10 protein-coding genes are annotated in these 16,108 nt (G+C 64.8%); 5 read left to right on the top strand and 5 right to left on the bottom strand.

All coding sequences use genetic code 11. The features are described from left to right. The first annotated feature begins 27 nt into the window (after window positions 1-27). Window positions 28-4,644 carry an NAD-glutamate dehydrogenase gene (locus tag Q7V46_RS00420; RefSeq protein WP_304911524.1) on the top strand — a complete coding sequence of 1,539 codons (4,617 nt, stop codon included), beginning with the start codon at window positions 28-30 and terminating at the stop codon, window positions 4,642-4,644. A 313-nt stretch (window positions 4,645-4,957) separates the two neighbouring features. Here Q7V46_RS00420 and Q7V46_RS00415 read toward each other — a convergent pair whose 3' ends face one another. Together Q7V46_RS00415 and Q7V46_RS00410 are read right to left on the bottom strand one after the other, a co-directional pair. Continuing rightward, a complete protein-coding gene (locus Q7V46_RS00415; RefSeq protein ID WP_304911523.1) occupies window positions 4,958-6,745 on the bottom strand; it encodes an ABC transporter transmembrane domain-containing protein in 1,788 nt (595 codons plus the stop codon). A 35-nt stretch (window positions 6,746-6,780) separates the two neighbouring features. Then, window positions 6,781-8,130 (bottom strand): MATE family efflux transporter, encoded by a 1,350-nt coding sequence (locus Q7V46_RS00410; RefSeq protein ID WP_304911522.1) that lies wholly within the window; start codon window positions 8,128-8,130, stop codon window positions 6,781-6,783. Window positions 8,131-8,347: 217 nt separating this feature from the next. On the opposite strand from Q7V46_RS00410, the gene msrB reads away from it, so the two are divergent. Together msrB and msrA are read left to right on the top strand one after the other, a co-directional pair. Then, entirely contained in the window at window positions 8,348-8,845 is a 498-nt protein-coding gene (gene msrB, locus Q7V46_RS00405; protein WP_304911521.1) for a peptide-methionine (R)-S-oxide reductase MsrB, read from the top strand. Window positions 8,846-8,898: 53 nt separating this feature from the next. Then, entirely contained in the window at window positions 8,899-9,525 is a 627-nt protein-coding gene (gene msrA, locus Q7V46_RS00400; RefSeq protein ID WP_304911520.1) for a peptide-methionine (S)-S-oxide reductase MsrA, read from the top strand. Window positions 9,526-9,538: 13 nt separating this feature from the next. Here the strand turns inward: msrA and Q7V46_RS00395 are convergent, their stop codons facing one another. The 3 genes from Q7V46_RS00395 to Q7V46_RS00385 are packed head-to-tail and all read right to left on the bottom strand — an operon-like array spanning window position 9,539 to window position 14,374. Continuing rightward, window positions 9,539-10,705, bottom strand: coding sequence for a carotenoid 1,2-hydratase (locus Q7V46_RS00395; RefSeq protein WP_304911519.1), 1,167 nt, complete (start codon window positions 10,703-10,705; stop codon window positions 9,539-9,541). Beyond that, window positions 10,702-11,772: a PLP-dependent cysteine synthase family protein gene (locus Q7V46_RS00390; protein WP_304911518.1), complete on the bottom strand. Its 1,071-nt coding sequence runs from the start codon at window positions 11,770-11,772 to the stop codon at window positions 10,702-10,704. The genes Q7V46_RS00395 and Q7V46_RS00390 overlap by 4 nt, the downstream gene beginning before the upstream one ends. A 10-nt stretch (window positions 11,773-11,782) precedes the next feature. Beyond that, window positions 11,783-14,374, bottom strand: coding sequence for an FtsX-like permease family protein (locus Q7V46_RS00385; protein ID WP_304911517.1), 2,592 nt, complete (start codon window positions 14,372-14,374; stop codon window positions 11,783-11,785). Window positions 14,375-14,571: 197 nt separating this feature from the next. On the opposite strand from Q7V46_RS00385, the gene Q7V46_RS00380 reads away from it, so the two are divergent. Together Q7V46_RS00380 and Q7V46_RS00375 are read left to right on the top strand one after the other, a co-directional pair. Next, complete coding sequence (locus Q7V46_RS00380) at window positions 14,572-15,465, top strand: transglutaminase family protein (RefSeq protein ID WP_304911516.1); 894 nt, start codon at window positions 14,572-14,574, stop codon at window positions 15,463-15,465. A 67-nt stretch (window positions 15,466-15,532) separates the two neighbouring features. Then, window positions 15,533-15,703 carry a hypothetical protein gene (locus Q7V46_RS00375; RefSeq protein WP_304911515.1) on the top strand — a complete coding sequence of 57 codons (171 nt, stop codon included), beginning with the start codon at window positions 15,533-15,535 and terminating at the stop codon, window positions 15,701-15,703. The last annotated feature ends 405 nt before the right edge of the window (window positions 15,704-16,108 follow it).

Raw genomic sequence — 16,108 nt, 5'->3', positions numbered from 1 at the left:
CTGACCCCATCCGACTGGATAAAAACGATGAAACCGAGTTTTCAGGAACTGTTTTTTGCCGCTGCCGACCCCGACGAGATGCGCAACCGCGATCCCGGCATGCTCAAGCTCATGGCAGAAGCACACCAGGCATTGCTGGAGGCGTCAGCCGCCAACGAGGTGCGGGTCCAACTGTTGACACAGCCCGTCGATCATGCACTGGATGCCGCGACGAACATGGTGCAGATCGTGCATCCTGATCTGCCTTTTCTGGTTGATTCGGTCACCATGGCGGTCAACGGCACCGGTCGCACAGTGCACTGGATTGTCCATCCTTTGCTGAGCGTGACGCGAGACGCCTCGGGCAAGGTGACACGCATCGAAGGCGCGGTGGATCACGCACCGGCAAAGGGGCAGATGGTGTCGTGCATTCTGGTGGAGTGCGACCGGCTCGCCTCGGATCCGGATGGCGAAGGCTTGTGCCGGAGGATCGAAGACACTTTGCGCGATGTTCGGTGTGCTGTGCAGGACTGGCGGGCCATGCTGTCTCGCGTGCAGGTGCTCAATGCCAGCTTCACGGCACTGGATTCGCCGGGCGCCGACGAAGCCAAGGCCTTTCTGACCTGGCTGGAACAGGGGCATTTCACCTTTCTGGCGGCAGAAGACTATGCATTCAATGGTGAGCAGCTGGAACCCGTGCCCGGTACGGCGTTGGGCTTGCTGAAGAACGCCGGCGAACAGGCTTTGCCCAGCCAGCCCCCGCAACATTTCCTTGATAGCACGGTCCTTGTACTCTCGACCAAGGCCATGCGGCGTTCCACCGTGCATCGCCCCGCCTGGCTCGACGCGATCAGCGTGAAGCGCCTTGACGCATCGGGCAAGCTGGTGGGTGAGAGCCGCTTCTTCGGCCTCTACACGGCTGCTGCTTACGCCGCGTCGGTGGAGCAGATTCCGGTGGTGCGTCAGCACGTGGCCAAGGTCATGGACGATGCAGGCGTGGTCAAGGGCAGCCACGCTCACAAGGCCATGCAGGCCATTCTGGAAACCTACCCGCGCGACGAACTCTTGCAGATTGACCCGGACACGCTGTCTCAACACGCCATTGGCATCTTGCGTCTGCAGGAGCGACAGCGGGTGCGCCTGTTCGCGCGTCGCGGCGCTTTTGGCAGCCTGGCCTCGGTGCTGGTGTATGTGCCTCGCGATGTGTACACCACAGAGCTGCGCGTCAAGGTGGGCGCCTTGCTGGCAGAGGCGTTTGATGCGGAGTCGGTCGAATTCACGCCCATGCTCACCGACAGTGCCCTGGCGCGCATTCACTACATCGTGCGGGCCAAGGGCCAGCTACCGCAGGACGTGGACCTGTTCAAGCTGGAGGCACAGGTGGCCCAGGCATGCAAGCGTTGGGTCGACGGCGTGCATGCCGTGTTGCTGGCGCGCAATGGCAAGGGAGCGGCCAGGTTGAGCGACCTGCTGGACGCATTCCCCACGGCGTACCGTGAAGACTTCGATGCCGAGACCGCCGCCCAGGACGCGGTCATCCTGAGCCAACTGGGCGAACAGCAGCCGCTGGCACTGAACCTGTACGACCGCCAGGGCCAGGTGCGCTTGAAAACCTACTCCACGCAGAAGATCCCTTTGTCCGATGCCATGCCGGTGATGGAAGCCATGGGCGCCCGCGTGCTGGACGAACACCCCTATCTTTTTGCGCCCCAGGGCCACTGGATCCACGACTGGGGCATGGCGTTTTCCCATCCTCTGGATGTGGCCGAACTCAAGCCGCGTTTTGAAGAGTTGTTTCATGCCGTGTGGCGCCAGGAAGTGGAAAGCGACGCGCTCAACCGGCTGGTGTTGACCACGGATCTGAATGCGCGCGCCATCTCTGTGCTGCGGGCCTACGTGCGCTACTTCAAGCAACTGGTTTTTGCCTTCAGTCAGAGCTACATTGAAGACACGCTCAACAGGAATCCGCAGATCGCGCAAAACCTGTTCGAGCTGTTTGCGCTGCGATTCGACCCAGCCGAAGCCGACCGCCGTCAGGAACGAACCGACGAGAAGGTGCAAGCGATTGAGGCATTGCTCGCGGAGGTGGCCAGTCTGGAAGAAGACCGCGTGCTGCGTCAGTTCCTGTTAACGATCAATGCCACATTGCGCACCAACGCCTACCAGAAGGGGCGCGACCACATGAGTTTCAAGCTCAGCCCGCGCAGCATCCCCGGCATGCCCGAACCCAAGCCACTGTTCGAGATATGGGTGTACTCGCCCCGGGTTGAAGGTGTGCACCTGCGAGGTGGCAAGGTGGCGCGTGGCGGCTTGCGCTGGTCGGACCGGCGCGAAGACTTTCGCACCGAAATCCTTGGCCTGGTGAAGGCGCAGATGGTGAAGAACACCGTGATCGTGCCAGTAGGTTCAAAGGGTGGCTTCGTGCTCAAGAATCCGCCACCGGCCTCGGACCGTGAGGCCTATCTGGCCGAAGGCGTGGCCTGCTACAAGACCTTCCTCTCGGGTCTGCTCGATGTCACCGACAACCTGGTCAAGGGTGCCGTGGTGCCGCCCGCCGATGTGGTGCGCCATGATGAGGACGATCCGTATCTGGTCGTGGCGGCCGACAAGGGTACAGCCACCTTCAGCGACATCGCCAACAGCGTGAGTGCGGCCTATGGTTTCTGGCTTGGCGACGCCTTTGCTTCGGGAGGGTCGGTCGGATACGACCACAAGAAGATGGGTATCACCGCACGCGGGGCCTGGGAGTCGGTCAAGCGCCATTTCCGTGGCCTGGGTGTGGACACGCAAAGCCAGCCCTTCACCGTGGCCGGCATCGGCGACATGTCGGGCGATGTGTTTGGCAATGGCATGTTGCTGTCGACCCAGATCAAACTGGTGCTGGCGTTCGATCACCGCCATGTGTTCATCGACCCCAACCCGGACGTTGCTGTCAGTTATGCCGAGCGCGAACGGCTGTTCAAGCTGCCGCGCTCCAGCTGGGAAGACTACGACAAGTCACTCATCAGCGAGGGTGGCGGAGTGTTCCCCCGCAGCGCCAAATCCATTCGCCTGAGCCCGCAGGCGCGGGCCGTTCTGGGCACCGAGGCCACCGAGATGGCGCCAAACGAACTTCTGAACGCCATTCTCAAGGCGCCCGTGGATCTGGTCTACAACGGTGGCATCGGTACCTATGTGAAAGCCAGCTTTGAGAGCCATGCGCAGGTGGGCGACAAAGCCGGCGATGCGTTTCGCGTCAACGGCAACGAACTGCGTTGCAAGGTGTTCGGCGAGGGTGGCAACCTGGGTTGTACGCAGAATGGCCGCATTGAATTTGCGCAAGCGGGGGGGCTGATCTACACCGACGCGATCGACAACTCCGCCGGCGTGGATTGTTCGGATCACGAGGTCAACATCAAGATCCTGGTGGGCGCGGTGCAGGAGGCTGGCGCCTTGACGCTGGACAGCCGCAACGAGCTCCTGGCGAGCATGACTGACGAGGTTGGTTTGCTGGTGTTGCAGGACAACTATTACCAGACCCAGCAGATCGAACTGGCCGCCGCACGCCCCGTATACCTGCTGGACGGGCAGCAAAGCCTGATGCGCTGGCTGGAAAGCACGGGACTGCTCAATAGAACCATCGAGTTCCTGCCCAGCGACGAGGAGCTGGCCAGGCGCAAACGCGAAGGCAAGGGCCTGACGCGACCAGAGAACGCGGTGCTGATGGCCTACGCCAAGATGAACCTGTTCGAGGAGTTGTGCGCCAGCACGCTGCCAGACGATCCTTTCTACGCTCGCGTGCTGAAGATGTACTTTCCGAAAGTACTGGGTGAACGCTTTGGCGAATACATCGGCCGCCATGCACTGCGCCGGGAAATCATTGCAACCTACATGACCAACGCAGTGGTGAACCGGGTGGGGGCCACCTTCGTCAACTTCCTGGCCAATGAGGCGTCGTGCACAGCCAGCGACGTGGTCAGCGCCTACACGCTGGCGCGTGAGGTGTTTGGGCTGGAGCAGATCTGGGATCGCATCGACGCACTGGACAACCGCATCGGTTCCGATTTGCAGTTGAACCTGCTGACCCAGTTGGCGGCCATTGCCCAGCGCGCCAGCCGCTGGATGCTGCGTCACCGGGGCCAGGGTGATCTGCCGAGCATGATTGCGCACTACCAGCCAGCGGCCCTGACGCTGCGTCAGCACGTGGACCAGTGGCTGCCTGCCACGGCCCTGGCGCAATGGAAGGCAGACAGCACACGACTGACCGAGGCCGGGGTGGACGTGCAGCTGGCCGACGACCTCACGGTGCTGGACTACCTATACCCGGTGCTGGATCTGGTGGACGTGGCTGCCAAGGCCGACTGCACGCTGGAGCAGGCCGCTCGGACGTATTTCGCCCTCGAGCAGACGCTTGGCCTCGTGCTTTGGCGCCAGCAGATCGGCAAGTTGCCCACCGAATCTCTGTGGCAGACACAGGCCCGCGCGAGCGCCAGAGACGACGTGTATTCCATCGCAGCGCAGATGTCGCTGTCGCTGCTGTCCAGCCGGCAACCCCTGGCGCAATGGCTGGAAAACCATGCCAAGGCCATCGAACGCCTCAATGCCATGCGAGAGAGCATCGCGGGACAAACGCCTGACCTGGCCCCGGTGTCGGTGGCTTTGCGCGAACTGCGCGGATTTGCGTAACACCCCCCTGCGCCGCTGACGCGGCTTCCCCCCTCTCTGGCGCGCCTGCGGCGCTTGGAGGAGGGACGGCACCCTTGGGCCGGCAGAGCCGGACCTTCGGTGCCCCTGGATGGGGACATCTCCACCTGGAAACGCCTCTTCTAATGTCGCGCAGAAAGTGCATTGTCTCCCGGCGTGTGATCTGCATCGCGTGAAGTGCCCCCGTCCAGGGACCTCAAGGGTCCGGCTTCGCCGGCCCGAGAGGTCGTCCCCCTTCCAAGCGCCGCAGGCGCGCCAGAGAGGGGGGAAGCCGCGTCAGCGGCGCAGGGGGGAGCTACACATTGAATTGCAGTGCCGCCAGCCCGGCGTACACGCCTCCTGCGGCCACCAGCTCGGCATGTGTGCCTTGTTCGACCAGGCGGCCGTGGTCGAGCACCACGATGAGGTCGGCCTGTTGCACGGTGGCCAGTCGGTGGGCGATGACCAGCGTGGTGCGGTCTTTCATGGCCGATTCAAGTGCGGCCTGCACCATGCGCTCGCTTTGTGCATCGAGCGCGCTGGTGGCTTCGTCGAGCAAGAGCAGGGGCGGGTTCTTCAACATGGCACGGGCGATCGCGATGCGCTGGCGCTGACCACCTGAAAGTCGCACGCCGCGTTCGCCCAGGAAGGTGTCGTAGCCCTCAGGCAGCTTGGCGATGAATTCGTCTGCAAACGCAGCATGAGCGGCGGCGCGCACCTCTTCATCGGTGGCATCGGGCTTGCCATAGCGGATGTTTTCCATGGCACTGCTGGAGAAAATCACCGGGTCCTGCGGCACGATGCCGATGCGTTCCCGCAGGTCGTGCAGGCTGAGGTGGTCGATGGGCACCCCGTCGAGCCGGATGCTGCCCACCAAGGGATCGTAGTAGCGCAGCAGCAGCCCGAACACGGTACTCTTGCCTGCTCCGCTCGGGCCCACCAGCGCCACCGTCTGGCCAGGCGGGATGTCGAGGCTGAATTCCGAAAGTGCCGCCTGCGCCGGTCGCGAAGGGTAGTGGAAGGTGATGTCGTCGAACCGCACCCTGCTGCCGCCCTGGGGCGCCTGGGCCACTTGTGGCCGCTCAGGCGACTGAACGGGCGATTGGGTGTTCAGCAACTCCACCAGGCGTTCGCTGGCGCCGGCCGCGCGAAGCAGGTCGCCGTACACCTCGCCCAGCACCGCCACCGCGCCCACGAAGATGATGGTGTAGAGCACCGCCTGCCCCAGTTGGCCGGCACTGAGGTCACCCGCAATGACGGCTTGCGTGCCCTGATACAGACCCCACAGCACCAGTGCCGCGTTGGCAATGATGATGAAGGCCACCAGCCCGGCACGGGCCCGGCTGCGGCGCACGGCGGTGTGGAAGGCGTGTTCGGTGGAGTTGTCGAATCGCCTGGCTTCGCGGTCTTCGGCGGTGTAGCTCTGCACAATGGGAATGGCGTTGAGCACTTCGGCTGCAATGGCGCTGGAGTCGGCCACGCGGTCTTGGCTGGCACGTGAGAGCTTGCGCACCCGGCGGCCGAACCACATGGTGGGCAGCACCACCAGGCCGATCACCAGCAACACCTGGATCATCACGTAGGGGTGTGAAATCACCAGCATGATCAGCGCTCCCAGCCCCATGAACGCGTTGCGCAGCCCCATGGACAGTGACGAACCCACCACCGTCTGCACCAGCGTGGTGTCGGTGGTGAGGCGGCTGAGTACCTCGCCGGTTTGCGTGGTCTCGAAAAACTGTGGGCTCTGGCGCAGCACATGGCTGTAGACCGCGTTGCGCAGGTCGGCGGTGATGCGTTCGCCCAGCCAGCTCACGATGTAGAAACGGGCGGCCGAGAACAGGCCGAGGGCCACGGCCACGCCGAACAGTTCCAGGAAGTGCCCCTGCAGGGCCATCGCCTGCGCATTGCGGTCTTCCGGCACGAGCCCGGTGTCGATCAGGTGACGCAGCGCGACCGGAAACAACAGTGTGGCGACCGCGGCGAGCGTCAGGAACAGCACCGCCAGTGCGATCTGCACCTTGTAGGGGCGCATGAAAGGCAGCAGGCCACTGAGTGAAGTGGCAGAAGACGCCTTGGGGCGTTCAGACGCAGAAGTGAGGCTCATGCTGCAAGTGTGCCGGGTTTTCTTGAGCAGGGTGTTCAGATGAGACGGTGGACAGGTCGCTGCTTCCACACACCATAGAAGTAGGCGACTTGCAGCAGCAACGCGATGGCAAACGTCACCGGGTAGGTCAGCCAGATGAACGGCAGGCCAAGGGTGCTGTCGAATATCCGGCCCAGCGGATACAGCAGGAAAACCAGGCATCCCAGCGACATCAGGGTGGGCACCCGCACTGTGCCGGTGGCGCGCATCACGCCACTGAATACGCTGGCCATACCAAAGATGATGTTCCCCCAGACCGCGATGCGCAGCACCGTGGCGGCGAGCTCGATCACGGCGAGGTCCTGCACGAACAGGGCAGCGATCTGTGGCGCGAGAAACGCCACCACAACCGCGAGAGATCCGGTCAGCACCAGGTTCATGATCAGGCCGACATGGGTCACCTGATCGATGCGCGCCGTATCGCCGGCTCCCACGGCCTGCGCAGTGAACACGGAAGCCGCAATGGCGATGGACATGGCGGGGAAGAGCACGTAGGCGGTGGTCTGGCTCACCGCACCCCATGCCGCTGTGGCGTGCACGCCATGGCCGTGGACCAGGGCCAGCAAGCCCATGTCGGCCGCCGCGCTGGTGATGAAGAACAGCGCGGTGGGAACGCCCAGTCGGGCCACCGTCAAGAACCGGCGGGACAGCCGCAGATGGGGCATCAGCGCCGTCCAGGCCAAGAGGTGGCTCTGGCGATGGAAGCGCCAGACCAGCCAGACAAGAGCGGCCAGTGTGCCGATCAACGTACCCCAGCCGGCGCTGGCCACACCCATTTGGGGAAGACCGAACCAGCCCAGGATCAACGCGGGTGTGATCACGGCCGACAAGGCGAACGACACCATCAGCATGCGCAGCGGCGTGACCGAGTCACCCATGCCGCGCAGCACGGACGCCACCAGCATGTTGGTGAAAAATACCGGCAGACCGAACATCATCACCCGCGCATAGCGCACCGAGTCCGCCTGTATTTCTGGTGGGGTACCCAGCCAGCCCATCAGGGGCTGCGCGAACACAGCACCTGCCACACCCACCAACACGCCCAGCAGCACCCCTCCCAGTAACACGGCACCGGCCACCTCGCGCACCTTCTCCGGCGCGCGCGCGCCATGGGCCTGGCCAACCAGCACGGAAGCGCCCGTGCCCAGTCCGATGACGAAGGCCATCAGGAACATGAACGCAGGGAAGAAGCCCACTGCGGCCGCCATGGAGGCCGCGCCCAGCAACTGCCCCAGAAAGATGATGTTGAGCGTGCCAGACAGGGCGTTCAGCACATTGGTGAGCACCAGTGGCCCGAGGAAGCGCAGGAAGCGCACGGACAGCGGACGTTCGGGGATGGGGGTCATGAAGTGGTGGGCAGATTGGGAGCCGCACCAATGTAGCCGCTTGGCCGCCTTGGCCTCTGCTGCCGCTACTGCCAGTCTGGTCTGTAAGGATGTTGCACATGGTCCGACTCATGTGAACGGAATCTGCCCTATGGTAGGGAAAAAGGGGTTGAATCTCCGACCTGGAAAGGCCGTGCGCAGGCGCAGTGCCCACGCGTAGCGAACCGAGGAACAAGTGATGGAGCGACGAACCATGTTGAAGACCCTGACTGGCTTGCTTGCTGGTGCTTCTGTGCCGGCCAGCGCCCTTGCCACCGCGCCGTTCCCGCTCAAAAAAACGGCGGCTGAATGGAGGCAGATCGTGTCACCCGCTGCCTACCGCGTGCTGTTCGAACACGGCACGGAACCCCCTGGCTCCAGCCCGCTGGACGGTGAAAAGCGCCCGGGCGCCTTTGTCTGCGCTGCCTGCAACCTGCCGCTGTTCAGTGCCGCACACAAATACGACAGCGGCACGGGCTGGCCCAGCTTCTGGCAGCCCCTGCCGGATGCGGTGGGCACGTCCACCGACTTCAAACTCATTTTCCCGCGCACCGAGTACCACTGTGCACGCTGTGGCGGGCATCAGGGGCACGTGTTCAATGACGGGCCTCGCCCCACCGGCAAGCGCTACTGCAACAACGGCGTGGCGCTGGCGTTTGTGCCTGAGGGTGCTGAGCTGCCGGCGCTGCGCGTCTGAAAGGCTCCACAGCAGATTCGCAGGATGCCATTACCCCACCCGTTTTCCTCTCCATGAACCAGACGCTTGCAACCCTGCTCGTCAGCGCCTGCCTGACCGCGCAGACCGGTGTGGTCCACGCCGCCACCGCCACCGCGATTTTTGCCGGCGGTTGTTTCTGGTCCATGGAGAAAGCCTTCGAGAGCCTGCCGGGCGTGCGGGAGGCCGAGTCCGGTTACACCGGCGGCCGCACGAAGAACCCCACCTACACCGAGGTCAGCAACGGCCACACGGGTCACGCAGAGGCCGTGCGCGTGATCTATGACCCCACCCAGGTGAGCTACGCCGCGCTGGTGGAGCACTTCTGGCGCCAGATCGACCCCACCGTGAAGAACCGGCAGTTTTGCGACATTGGCACCCAGTACCGCAGCGCTATCTACTGGCAGAACGACGATGAACGCCAGGTGGTGGAGGCCAGCCATCTGGCGCTGGTGAAGAGTGGTCGGTTCAAGGTCATTCACACCGAACGGGCGCCGGCCAGTCCTTTTTATTTGGCCGAAGATGAGCACCAGGACTTCTACAAAAAGCACTCGGTGCGCTATCACCACTACCGCCTTACCTGCGGTAGCGATGCCCAGATCAGGAGGCTCTGGAAAGAGGGTCGTACTGAGCCTGTCGAAGTGCTCGCGGGCACGGTTTGACCTCCGGGGCTCGCTACAACACCAGTCGCGTGGCATATCCCGTCATCTCCAGGTACCCACGCCCCACCAGCCGGCCCTGGCTGTCGAGCAGGTCGGACAGGCCTTCCCAGTAAATGGTGCCGGTGCTCTGGCGGCTGTCGAGCTCTTGCGGGTCGATGACCGCCTGCACGGTGAAGCGCCCTGCCGGTGTGGTGACGGTCCAGGCCACCGGGTAGGTGGCGCGGGTGAGGGGGCTGGTCCAGTTGCGTAAGGGTTCAAAGCGCACGGCATCGGCGGCGAAGCGCTGGCCGCCCAGCGGGTCGGCAGCATCGGCGGCACTGCGGAACGACCCGCCGCTCCACAGTGCGCTGCCATCCTGACGGCGCAACTGGAAAGCAGTGAGGCTGTCGCCGTTGAACAGGTTCATGCCGATCCAGTCCCAGCCCACCGCGTCGGGCGCCAGCACGGCCTCGCTCCATTCGTGGTCCAGCCAGGCGGTGCCTTGCACATCGAACCGCTGGCTCCGCACCGTGAGGGCAGCCCTTACCGCCAGTTGCGGGTGGGTGACGTAGAAGCTGGACTGTGCTTGCTCAGGCCCCTTGCGTGAAAAGCCTTGCTCACCCTGCAAGAGCAGCGCCTGTGTGGGCGTTCCGGTGAGGTCGATGCTGATGTCTCTACCCTCGATGCGAGAGCGGTAGCGGCCGTCGGCCAGGCGCTGGAACGACCAGTCGCGCAGCACCACCTGCATGTCGCTTTCGCTGGCGAACACGCCGCGCTCCGTCTGCGTGGGTGGCAGGCCGTTCCAGCGGGCGATGCGGTCGTCGTGCCACAGCTTGGCCTCTTGCACGTCGGTGATGGCGGCGTGAGCGAAGAGCAGTTGTCGCGCCGCCAGTCGGCTCTGCAGCGACTGTGCCTCGTCGACGCGGCTGCGAAAAAAGGTGATCTGGTAGCCGAAGGCGCGGCCTTGTGCGTCTTTTCCGTGGCCAGTGAGGTACCACCATTCGGTGCGGGACTCGTTGTGGCTGCCGTGGTCGCGAGGAAATACCAAGGCTCTCGGTTGCAGCACATCGCCCGGCTGGTGGGGGGGAGTTTGTGCGCGCGCACCCGGCAACGCCAGCGCAGCCGCCGTGCCCAGCAGCCAGCGTCGCCGGTCGATCCAGGCAGCGTCTGCGATGGTTGGTCTTGAGGGCAAGGTCGTCATGGGCCCTGAAGCTGACTGGCGATACGCGCCTGCGCGGCACTGCAGTCGCCGAACTGGGCGGCGACCCAGTCGTTGTCGAAATAGGTGGGCCGGTAGCGTTCTCCGCTATCGCACAGCAGCGAAAGAATCGCACCGGTTTCGCCCTGGTCCTTCATCTCCTGTGCCAGCGTGAGCATGGCCACCAGGTTGGTACCGGTGCTGGGCCCCACGCGGCGGCCGAGCAGCGCGGAGAGCGCGTTCATGGCGGCCAATGAATCGGCGTTGGGCACTTCGACCATGCGGTCGATCAGGCTGGGTATGAAGCTGGGCTCCACGCGCGGGCGGCCGATGCCTTCGATGCGCGAGCCCGGTGCGGTGAGTGTGGCGTCGCCGCTGCGGTGGTAGGCCGCGAACACCGAGCCTTCGGGATCGGCCACGCACAACCGGCTGGCGTGACGCTGGTACCGCAGGTAGCGGCCAATGGTGGCGCTGGTGCCGCCGGTGCCCGCGCCCACCACGATCCAGCGCGGCACCGGGTGGCGCTCGCGGGCCATCTGTTCGAAGATGCTTTGCGCGATGTTGTTGTTGCCGCGCCAGTCGGTGGCGCGTTCGGCGTAGGTGAACTGGTCCATGTAGTGGCCGCCCGTGTCCTGCGCCAGTTGTTGCGCGGCGGCATACACCTCACCGGCTTTTTCAACGAAGTGGCAGCGCCCCCCGTGGAACGTGATCTGGTCGACCTTTTCCTGCGAGGTGCTGCGCGGCATCACCGCGATGAACGGCAAGCCGAGCAGGCGGGCGAAGTAGGCCTCGCTCACGGCGGTCGAGCCGCTCGACGCTTCGACCACGGTGGTGCCCTCGTGCAACCAGCCGTTGCACAGCGCGTACAAGAACAGCGAGCGCGCCAGCCGGTGCTTGAGGCTGCCGGTGGGGTGGGTGGATTCGTCCTTCAGGTAGAGGTCGATGCCGTGCGCTGCCCACCCGGGCACGGGCAGGGCGATCAGGTGCGTGTCGGCGCTGCGGCAGAAATCGGCTTCGATGAGGGCGATCGCCTGGTGGGTCCAGACCGGGGCAGACGGGGTGAAGTTCATGGCTGGGGTTTTACCAGTCTTCCTTCACCGCCTGCACCGCGTCGCGGCTGGCCGCCGCACGGCCCGCCAGCCAGGCGGTGGCCGTACCCGCCAGCACCACGGCGAAGCACAGGGCCAGCAGCCGCGCCCAGGGCAGGGCCAGGTCCATGGTCCAGTGGAAACTCTGCGGGTTCACCACGTGCACGAGCACCAGGCTCACCGCCAGGCCCAGCAGCAGGCCGGCAATGGCGCCCAGCACCGTCCAAGCGAGGCCTTCGAGCGCCACCAGGCCCAGGATCTGCCGCCGCGTGAGTCCCAGGTGCGCGAGCAGGCCGAATTCGCGCCGGCGCGCCAGCACCTGCGCGCTGAAACTGGCGGCCACGCCGAACAGGCCGATGGCAATCGCCACCGCCTGCAGCCAGTAGGTCACGGCGAAGCTGCGGTCAAAAATGCGCAGCGACACGGCGCGTATCTGCCCGGCCGACGCGAACTCGATCAGCTCATCAGCACCTTGCTTCCTCGCCAGTGCCCGGATACCTTCCTGCACGGCTGTTTCATCCGTGCCTTCATCCAGATGCAGCGCCAGATCGTTCACCCGCTCGTCGCCAGAGAGACGCACGAAATCGGACCGGTCCATCACCACGCTGCCGTGCTGGCGCGCATAGTCTCGCCATACGCCTGCCACAAAGAAGCGGGGTTCGGGCGCTCCCTTGCTCGCTGGAGGAAAGGCCAGCCCCAGTGCTGGCAGCCAGCCACCGGGTTGGGCGTCGTACAGGTCCAGCATGGCCTCGCTCACGTAGACCGGCACCACGTCCTGGGTTTGTGAAGCAGGGGGTACCGGCAGTGGGTTGCCCACCAGCGGCAGGCTCTGGCCGGAAGTGCCTGCGCTGTCCAGCGGGCGGGACAGCAGCACCACCGCAGGCAGCGTGGGGCTGAACTGCAGCGACGTGGCGCGCAGCGGGTCCACCCGCGCTACACCCGGCACCTGGCTCACCGCCTGCACAAAATCGGGTGGCAAGGTGTTGCTCTCGCTCAGACTGCTGCCTGCGGCGCGCACGTACAGCGGCGCGGGCAGCACGCCATCGAGCCACTGCGTGACCGAATCGCGAAAGCTCGCCACCATCACGGTGAGCGCTACCGACAGGGCCAGGCTGGCCACCACGCCGCTGGTGGCCACGGCAGCGGTTTCGCGCATGCGGCGTGATCGTTCCACCGCCAGAAGGGGCAAGGCATGGCGGGCCACCCAGGGCGCCAGTCGGTCGAGCAAGGCGCTCACCCCCAGCGGCAGCGCCGCGATACCGCCCACCAGCAGCAAGCCCACTGACAGGTAGGCAAACAGCGGAATACCGGCCACGGGCGGTGCCCAGGCCAGTGCGGCGGCCAGCAGCACCAGCGCGAGTGCCGCCGAGTGGCGTCGGCGCACCGTGTCGCTGCCTGCACCCCCCAGGCCTTTGAGGGCAAGGGCGGGCGCCATTTGCGCGGTGGCGCGCGCCGGCCACCAACCACCCGCCACGGCGGCGGCCATTCCCAGCCCGCCATAGAGCAGCGCGGCCCAGAGCTGCCACTGCAGCGGCGGCGTGGCGCCTGAGAAGTAGCCACCCCCCAGGTCGCCCCCCATCAGACTCAATGCCATTGCCGCCAGTGCCGTGCCCAGCGCCACGCCCAGCACACTGCCCAGCAGGCCCAGCAGGGCCGATTCGGCCAGCACCAGGTTCAGCCGTTCACGCGCAGACAATCCCAGCACGCCCAGCAGCGCAAACTGTTGCTGACGCCGCGCCACCGAAAGCGACAGCACGCTGAACACCAGGAATGCGCCAGTGAACAGCGCCACCAGCGCCAGTACCGTGAGGTTCACGCGGTAGGCCCGGGATAGGTTGCTCACGCGCTCGGTGGCCTGTTCCGGGCGCTGCGCCACCGCCTGTGGCGGCAGCTCCAGCGAAGCCAGCAGTGCATCTGCCTGCGTGCCAGGTGCCAGCCGCAGGTCGATGCGGCTGATATCGCCGACGCGGTCCATCAGCGCCTGCGCCGCGGCCACGTCCATCACCAGCATGGGCCCACCCGGTGCGCTCACTGTGCCGGTCACGCGCACGGTGCGCAGGCTCAGACCACTTTGCACTTGAAGTGTGGCGGGCAGTTTGCCTTCTGCGCTGAGCGCCAGGCGTGCTGCCGGATTCAGAAACACAGCGTCGGGCGCGAACAGGTCCAGCCGTCGCCCCCCGGTGCCATCGTCTGCTTGTTCAATGCGCGGCATGAGTGCGGGTGACACGCCGGCCACCGACAGGGCGTCCACGCCCACCAACTGCACCGCCAGCTTTTCGCCGCGCGCATCCAGCACGGCCGTGGAAAGCGCCAGTACCGGGCTGGCCAATGCCACACCAGGGTGTGCACTCACATGCTCCACCAGCGCATCGTCCATCAGGCCCTGACGCGCGCGCAGTTCCAGATCGGGTTGACCGTTGACGGAGCTGACCGCACTCGAGAATTCAGCCAGCGCCGATGCGTTGATCAGGTGCACTGCAAAGGCCAAAGCCACGCCCAGCATCACCGCCGCCACCGCCGACGCGTTGCGCCACGGGTGGTGGCGCAGTTCTTGCAGTGAAAAAGTCGTCAGCAGGGCGCGCATGTTTTCAAGCTTACGCGCTCCTGAGCGGCTTCCGCGAAAGGGGGGACATGAAGAGTTCCTATGGTTCGACATCGCACAGAGAGAAAAGCATGCTGGGCGTAAGATGGACCATCGGTCTTGAATGTTTCACCGTTCACTGGCGCTGTCACGCGCTGCATCCGCCGCAAAGGCACCCACATTCCTCAACACGGTGATTTATGGTCCGCATCCACCTTGCTATCGACCTGCAGTACGACGTGGCGCCTCCCTGCGCCGATTTCATCTTCAACGTGCAAGCCGCCCACGCACCGCAGCAGAAGGTGGTGTGGGAAGAGCTACAGGTGAGCCAGCCGGTGCCCATGGTCATGCACACAGATGCCGCCACCCGCAACCGCACGCTGCGCCTCACGGCGGGTCCTGGTCCGCTCACGCTGCGATACCGGGCCACGTTGGACATCACCCACCATGTGGCCCAGCCCGACAGCGTGTTTGAGACCCCGGTGGCCCAGTTGCCCACCGATGTGCTGAGCTACATCTATCCCAGCCGCTACTGCCAGTCCGACTGTGTGACAGCGATGGCCATGGAGCTGTTTGGTCAGATGCCGCAGGGCTACCGGCGTGTGCAGGCCATCAAGGACTGGGTGCAGAGCCAGGTCACGTTCGAGTCGAACACCAGCAATTCCATGACCTCGGCGCTGGACACGCTCAACGACCACAAAGGTGTGTGTCGCGATTTCGCGCACCTCATGATCACCATGTGCCGCGCGCTGAACATTCCCGCCCGTTTCACCACTGCCATCGACTATGGCGCAGACCCCGCGCTGGGCCCCACCGATTTCCATGCCTATGTGGAGGTGTACCTGGGCCACCGCTGGTACATGTTCGACCCCTCAGGCACCGCCATTCCCATGGGCTTCATCCGCATCGGCACCGGGCGCGATGCGGCCGACGCGTCGTTTGCCACCATCTTTGGCGGCGTGATTGCACAGGCGCCGCGCATCGATATTTCCGCTCAGGCGAATCCGCAGAACGGCTGGCAAATGCCTGTGCACCGTGAAGAAGCGCTGTCCACCGACTCGGCATTCACCTGGAACATGGTGGACGCAGCCTGATCCTGGCGTCCGGCACGGCGCTTGTGGTCCAATAGCGGTTTTTCTCCAACTTTCTCAGGATGCAGCCATGGGCAACAAAATCGTCACCGAAGCCGACCGCAGAGCCACCCCCCGTCCCACCCCCGTGCCTGGCGTTTCGCTGACCTCCCCCGGCCGCGGTCAACGCGTGAGCCTGGAGCGTGGCGTGGCCACTCGCAGCAAGAAGAATCCCGGCAAGCGTTCGAAGAAGGGCGGCTGACCCGCCTTCGCGTTTCACGCATCGCCCATGCAAAAGGCCCGCACCAGCGGGCCTTTTGCATGGGCGATGCTGCACTTCAGTTGCTCCACCGCGCGCCGCCTGAAACGGTCCAACCCAGGGGCACCGCCGGGCCGGCTTTGCCAGACGTCCGGTCCCACTCCCCTTGGGGGCGACGCGAAGCGGTGCAGGGTGTTTCACTACAACACTTCCGGAGCGAAATGCCTCATTCCAGTGACGCCGAGGACCCGGCTTGTATGGTTGAGGTGTTGGGGTGGAGGGCCTGAAATACCGGCTAACGGCACTGACCGACTGGCGGAGATTGCCCCCACCCCGCCTTCCAGCGTCGATAAGGAACTGAGCGGCACCGGGTATCGGTAGCGCCGATCTTTGAGCAAGCCAACGCGG

It is taken from the genome of Hydrogenophaga sp., assembly GCF_030651625.1.
Classification (GTDB): Bacteria; Pseudomonadota; Gammaproteobacteria; order Burkholderiales; family Burkholderiaceae_C; genus Hydrogenophaga.
The sequence above is the reverse complement of the archived record's forward strand: the minus strand, read 5'-3'. Positions and strand labels throughout refer to the sequence as shown.

Excerpts from the sequence above, each read along its gene's own strand:
- Q7V46_RS00375 (WP_304911515.1), top strand. The coding sequence starts at position 15,533 with ATGGGCAACAAAATCGTCACCGAAGCCGACCGCAGAGCCACCCCCCGT.
- Q7V46_RS00390 (WP_304911518.1), bottom strand. The coding sequence starts at position 11,772 with ATGAACTTCACCCCGTCTGCCCCGGTCTGGACCCACCAGGCGATCGCC.
- Q7V46_RS00410 (WP_304911522.1), bottom strand. The coding sequence starts at position 8,130 with ATGACCCCCATCCCCGAACGTCCGCTGTCCGTGCGCTTCCTGCGCTTC.
- Q7V46_RS00385 (WP_304911517.1), bottom strand. The coding sequence starts at position 14,374 with ATGCGCGCCCTGCTGACGACTTTTTCACTGCAAGAACTGCGCCACCAC.
- Q7V46_RS00420 (WP_304911524.1), top strand. The coding sequence starts at position 28 with ATGAAACCGAGTTTTCAGGAACTGTTTTTTGCCGCTGCCGACCCCGAC.
- msrB (WP_304911521.1), top strand. The coding sequence starts at position 8,348 with ATGGAGCGACGAACCATGTTGAAGACCCTGACTGGCTTGCTTGCTGGT.
- Q7V46_RS00380 (WP_304911516.1), top strand. The coding sequence starts at position 14,572 with ATGGTCCGCATCCACCTTGCTATCGACCTGCAGTACGACGTGGCGCCT.
- Q7V46_RS00415 (WP_304911523.1), bottom strand. The coding sequence starts at position 6,745 with ATGAGCCTCACTTCTGCGTCTGAACGCCCCAAGGCGTCTTCTGCCACT.
- msrA (WP_304911520.1), top strand. The coding sequence starts at position 8,899 with ATGAACCAGACGCTTGCAACCCTGCTCGTCAGCGCCTGCCTGACCGCG.
- Q7V46_RS00395 (WP_304911519.1), bottom strand. The coding sequence starts at position 10,705 with ATGACGACCTTGCCCTCAAGACCAACCATCGCAGACGCTGCCTGGATC.